5 protein-coding genes are annotated in these 5,098 nt (G+C 51.4%); all 5 read right to left on the bottom strand.

Translation table 11 applies throughout. The annotated features are described in order from the left end of the window. A partial coding sequence (locus ACEW8P_RS08985; protein WP_373512749.1) for a Gfo/Idh/MocA family protein occupies positions 1-1,012 on the bottom strand: 1,012 nt, incomplete at its 3' end. Next, complete coding sequence (locus tag ACEW8P_RS08980; protein WP_373512748.1) at positions 1,009-2,292, bottom strand: four-carbon acid sugar kinase family protein; 1,284 nt, start codon at positions 2,290-2,292, stop codon at positions 1,009-1,011. The genes ACEW8P_RS08980 and ACEW8P_RS08985, both read right to left, overlap by 4 nt. After that, positions 2,289-2,918 carry a cyclase family protein gene (locus ACEW8P_RS08975; protein WP_373512747.1) on the bottom strand — a complete coding sequence of 210 codons (630 nt, stop codon included), beginning with the start codon at positions 2,916-2,918 and terminating at the stop codon, positions 2,289-2,291. The genes ACEW8P_RS08980 and ACEW8P_RS08975 overlap by 4 nt, the downstream gene beginning before the upstream one ends. Before the next feature lie 122 nt (positions 2,919-3,040). Then, positions 3,041-4,096: an isocitrate/isopropylmalate dehydrogenase family protein gene (locus ACEW8P_RS08970; RefSeq protein WP_373512746.1), complete on the bottom strand. Its 1,056-nt coding sequence runs from the start codon at positions 4,094-4,096 to the stop codon at positions 3,041-3,043. A 44-nt stretch (positions 4,097-4,140) separates the two neighbouring features. Then, positions 4,141-5,098 (bottom strand): MFS transporter (locus tag ACEW8P_RS08965; RefSeq protein ID WP_373512745.1); only part of this gene is annotated, 958 nt, incomplete at its 5' end.

Here is a 5,098-nt window from a genome sequence, read left to right as displayed (position 1 = left end):
AAGTCCGGGTTGCGGAAGATGCGTAGATTGCTTCCTGCACCCGGATATTTTTTAGGTAAGCTTCGCCGGAAGTTTCGAATGGCAGATTATTTATTAAAGAAGCCACGAAATGGCCTTGGGTAAAAAACACGCAATCACCTGAGAAATTGCGATTTTCGTGCTGATAGACGTGGGTTTTCTCAGTCTCTCCTAGTTTCTGAATCGTTAGCTTTCCGTCGTTATACAGCCGGATAGAACCGCCCCCACCTTCGACTAGGAAATCACCAAAAGTGTAGCGAGCATTTAGGAAGTTGCTCTCGTTGTAACGGTTGGCGTCGTAAATCCCATTGGCCCCCGATTCAAAGTTGAAGAATACCGTTCCGGCGTCTTCCCCTGCGATGTCGGGGTTGAGTTTTTTGAGTTGAGCAAAAACGCTTTCCACTTCACCCGCCAAAAAACGAAACGTATCGATGAAATGAATGCCTGTTTCGTAAATCAGCAATTGCGGCATAGTGCGGAAGTAAGGCTGCCGCGCTAAGTACGCATCCGGTTGCCAGCCGTCGCCCATGCGCATCCGAAAATTCAGGTTGGAGAGTTTGCCGATTGCTTGCTCGTTGAGTAGTTTTTTGATTTCGCGGTGCCACGGCTGGAAGCGGAAATTCTCGTGCACCATGAGGCGAACGCCCATTTTCGCGCAATATTCGACCAGTTCTTCGGCTTCGGAAAGCGTGGGGGCCAGCGGTTTTTGGACGATGATGTTCACCCCCAAATCGGCGGCAATTTTGCAGAAAATCAGGTGCGTGGCAGGAGGCGTGATAACATCCACAAAATCTGGCTTCTCGGCCCTGAGCATCTCTGCAAAATCGGGGTAGGTTTTGGGAATGCCAAATTTTGAGGCTACCGCTTTGGCAGCTTCAATATCGGTATCGGCCACAGCCGTAATTCCCACCGACGGAATGCGCTGCCAGGCTTCGTAGTGAAACTTCGCGAAGTACCCCGCTCCCACACAGACGCCTTTCAATTGTTTTTTCATTTTAGCTTCTCATATATTTCTCGCAAAGTACCCTCGTCCCCCACGTTGCCGGGAAAGACGACGTAGGCTAAGCCGGGAAATTTGGCCTCATCACCAAGTTGCCACACCGGAATTCCGGCGGCGATTTGGCCAAGTACCATCGCGCGTTTTACGCCCAGCCCTTTGGTGGCTAAATCACTCGAAGTAATGCCCCCTTTGGCGACGAAAAATTTGGGCCGCGCGGTCAGGTTTTGTACGATTTGTATTAAGCCTTGCGAGACTTTTACGCTGAGCGCTAAGCTCTCTTTTTCATCAAATCCAGCAACTAGTTTTCTGCTCGTGAAAAGTACTACGTCTTGATTTTCACTCAAAAAACCATTTATTTTTCTCGAAATATTATCCAAATAAATGGACTCTTTCAAAAATCTCTCCACCTCGAATTCGATGGCTTGGATATTCGATCTCAGTAGTTCACTAAGCTGCGAGGTAGTTTTCGGTACGTGCGAACCAACGACGACGAGTCCGCCCGTTTTCGAATTGTGGGAAACTAGTTCTTTGCTCGTTAAAAAGTCTTTCTCTGAAATCTTGCCAAAAGTGGCCACAAATGAAGCCGCCGTGCGGAAGATAATCCTGCGCTTACTGCGATGTGCTACCTGGCAAAATTTCTCCAGATGCTTTTCTTCCAACGCGTTCACGACCAGAACTTTTTCCGCCTGATCTATACTCCTCAAAAGTTCGGCCTGCGATGCCGATTCCAATAGCTCGATGGTGAGTGAATCCACCTCAACCGCATCGATGCGGCCTTTGGTTTTTTCTGCTACCCAGTCTTTAAGGTTTGAGTTTTGGTACCCAAAAGTCTTGTCCTGCGCGTAGGGTGTTTCGGCGGCGGGGATCCACCGATCGCCTTCTTTAAGGTAATGAATATCGTTCTTGGTAAAGCGGTTACCTGCAAAAAAAGCAGGCAGTAACACCGTCAAATAGTTATTGTCCCAGCCCAGTCCTTCGGCCAAAGCCTCGACTTCGTTGGGAAAATGGCCGCGCAAAGTGGAGTCGCTGCGGCTGATGAGCCAACAATCCTGAGCTAGTTTTTTGATGGTTTGTCCGATTTCCAGGGCTAATGCGTCGGCCTCCTCGGCTTGCAGGGCGCGGGAGTTGGTAAGAATGTAAAAGAGCGGGATTTCTAGTAAAAATTCTCTTTGCAAAACTCCCTCACTCCACTCCGTCAGCACCGGAACGTCATGGACGGTTTGGGTACCCGTGGGGTCGTCGTCTAAGACAATGATGGGTTTATAATGGCTCATTCTTCGATTGCGATTACCCGGCAGGGTGCGCCGTCGCCGCCCTTGATTTTCAGCGGCAGGGCGATAAGTTTTACCGAAGGCTGTGTGATCTCGTCGAGTCGGCAGAGTCCCTCGACGATGATGACTTTACCCAAAAGTATTTTGTGAATCAACGTCACCTCCTCCATGTCATTGACATCGGCCACCGAAGGCGGTTCCACACCCAGAATTTTAACCTGATTTTCCACGCACCAAACGGCTAATTCTTCGCTGATACGGGGAAGAGCGTTGCGGTAGGCCTCTGTACCCAACTTTTTGTACCAATTGGTTTTGAACAAAAGACTATCGCCCCGCTGAAAATGGGAAGCTACTTCGGTAAGGTCTTCTACTGTAATTAGATAACCTTCCACGCAATCGGAAAGATCCACGATCCAGGCCCGCTCGGCCACGAAATCTTCCGCCGCAAACTGGTCGATGGAAAAATCGCTTACCCCGAAATGCAACGGCGCGTCCATGTGGGTACCCGCGTGGGAGTAAATCTGCAAGGTGCTGGCATTCCAGCCGTCGCGTTCCAGCGTTTTGGCAGGAGCGGAACTGTACCCGGCTATTGCTTCCGAATACGGTAGGGTGAGATCGATGATTTTCATTTTTGGATTTTGGACGTTGGACTATGGACATTGGAAATACAACTCAGCCCTGGAAACTGGATCAAATACCAACCTCATCGGTGGATCGGTCCAAATTCCAGCATCTAATGTCCAGCGTCCCTCTACTTCAAGTTCTCAATAATCGCCCGCGCTACTTCGGTCGTGGAGTTTTTGCCACCCGCGTCGCCTGTCAGAATGCCCTGCGCGGTAGTTTGGTTGATGGCTTTGACGATGGCATCGGCGGCGGTGGTTTCGCCAATGTGTTCCAGCATAATCGCCCCCGACCAAATCTGCCCGATAGGATTGGCAATTCCTTTGCCCGCGATGTCTGGGGCCGACCCGTGGATTGGCTCGAACATCGAGGGAAAATCCTTTTCAGGATTAATGTTGCCGCTCGGCCCGAAGCCCAAACTACCCATAATGGCCCCGCCCAGGTCGGAGAGAATGTCGCCCAGCATGTTCGTCGTCAGCACGACATCGAAAAGCTCAGGACGGAGGACAAAATTGGCGGTGGCGGCGTCGATGTACATCTTGCCGTACTGCACGTCGGGGTACTGCTCGGCGACCTCGGCGATCACGCGATCCCAGTAGGCCAGGGTATTGATCATCGTGTTGGACTTGGTGACGTTGGTGACCTTTTTGCGCCGCTTCTGGGCCAGTTTGAAGGCGTAGTGCGCAATGCGTTCGATGCCAGGGCGAGTGAACAGGCTGGTGTCGGTGGCAAAACCGTACGCCTCGTCGGGGTACATTTGGCGACCATTCTGCACAAATTCCCCTTCGTTGTTTTCCCTGATTACTACGAAGTCAATGTCCTTTTGAGTCTTGGTGCGCAACGGACTGTCGATGCCATCCAGTAGTTTGACAGGGCGGTAGTTGACGTACTGCTTGAAAGCCGTGCGGACTTTATTGGTAAATAGTTTGAAAGGCAGCGTATCATCCACGGCGGGAAGCCCCACGGCACCAAACAGGATTCCGTCGAAGTTTTTCAGGTCTTCCAGCCCGTTTTCGGCCATGAAATCGCCGTGTTCGAGGTAGTAGCCCGCTCCGTAGGCGTATTCGGTAGTTTCCAGTTTAAAGCCAAATTTGTTGGCGGCAGCTTGAAGTACTTCGACGCCCATTGGGACGATTTCGTGGCCAATGCCGTCGCCGTTTACTACGGCTATTTTGTGAGAGTTCATTTTTAATTATAAGTGATGAATTATGAGTTTTTGCGATTGCTGGATTAGGTAGTAGTTAGCTTTACTTTTTGGGAGGGTTTTATGCCAAGCCAAAAGAGTATTCCCAGTAGATTCAACGCCACACCGATGTAGAAAAAAGGTTCGTCGGCCCCGAACCAGGCTTGAAGATAAGGGAATGAGAGAGCCGTAAAAAACGCGCCCAAATTACCGAACATATTCATGGCACCCGATACGGTGCCGGAGAAAATTCCGCCGATGTCGGAGCAAACAGCCCAGGAAGGGCTCAATGTCATGTCGGCACCCAGCACGGCAATAGCCAGAAAGAGAGTGGCCTCCCCTACCGTTTCGCTTCCTACGCTAAAAAATAACCCGATGGCCGCCAGCGAGAAGCCCAGGGCCGCCGTGATGGTTCGGGATTTCCCCAAGTACCCCCGTCGGTAGAGACCGTCCACCAAACCGCCCGCCACAATATTGCCAACTGCGCCAAACACCAAAGGCAAGGAACTGTAAAAAGCTGCCTCGACGGCTTCTAATTGGAAGCGGGCCATCAAGTGGGGAAAGAGCCAGGTGAGGCAGAAAAAGAAGGTAAAGTTGCTTGCGAAGTACTGACCCATTAGAAAAAGTACGTTGCGGTCGGTAAGCATTTTCCCGATCGAGATGTTTTGTCCGGTCACGCGCTCCTGCGATTGGCGGTGGGCAAGGATAAATTCCTGCTCTTGGGGTGAAATGGAAGCCAGTTGGTCAGGTTCGTCCCGGAAGAAGAAGTACCAGATAAGTGCCCAGCCCAGGCCCACGATACCGAGGGTGGCGAAACTCCACTGCCAACCAATAGCCGCGATGAGCCACGCCACTCCTGGCAATGCAAGCGCGGCACCGATACGCCCAGCCGAAAAGTTGATGCCATTGACCATCCCCCGCTCCCGCACGGGAATCCAGGAAAACACGGTGCGGTTGATGCTGGGATAAGCACCCGCTTCCCCCGCTCCAAACAAGAAACGGATG

The sequence above is a fragment of the Persicitalea sp. genome (assembly GCF_041751555.1).
Classification (GTDB): Bacteria; Bacteroidota; Bacteroidia; order Cytophagales; family Spirosomataceae; genus Persicitalea.
Note: the sequence above shows the minus strand (reverse complement) of the source record. Positions and strands in the feature narration are given on the sequence as shown.

Bases quoted from the DNA above. Each gene is read 5' to 3' on its own strand.
- ACEW8P_RS08980 (WP_373512748.1), bottom strand. From the start codon at position 2,292: ATGAGCCATTATAAACCCATCATTGTCTTAGACGACGACCCCACGGGT.
- ACEW8P_RS08975 (WP_373512747.1), bottom strand. From the start codon at position 2,918: ATGAAAATCATCGATCTCACCCTACCGTATTCGGAAGCAATAGCCGGG.
- ACEW8P_RS08970 (WP_373512746.1), bottom strand. From the start codon at position 4,096: ATGAACTCTCACAAAATAGCCGTAGTAAACGGCGACGGCATTGGCCAC.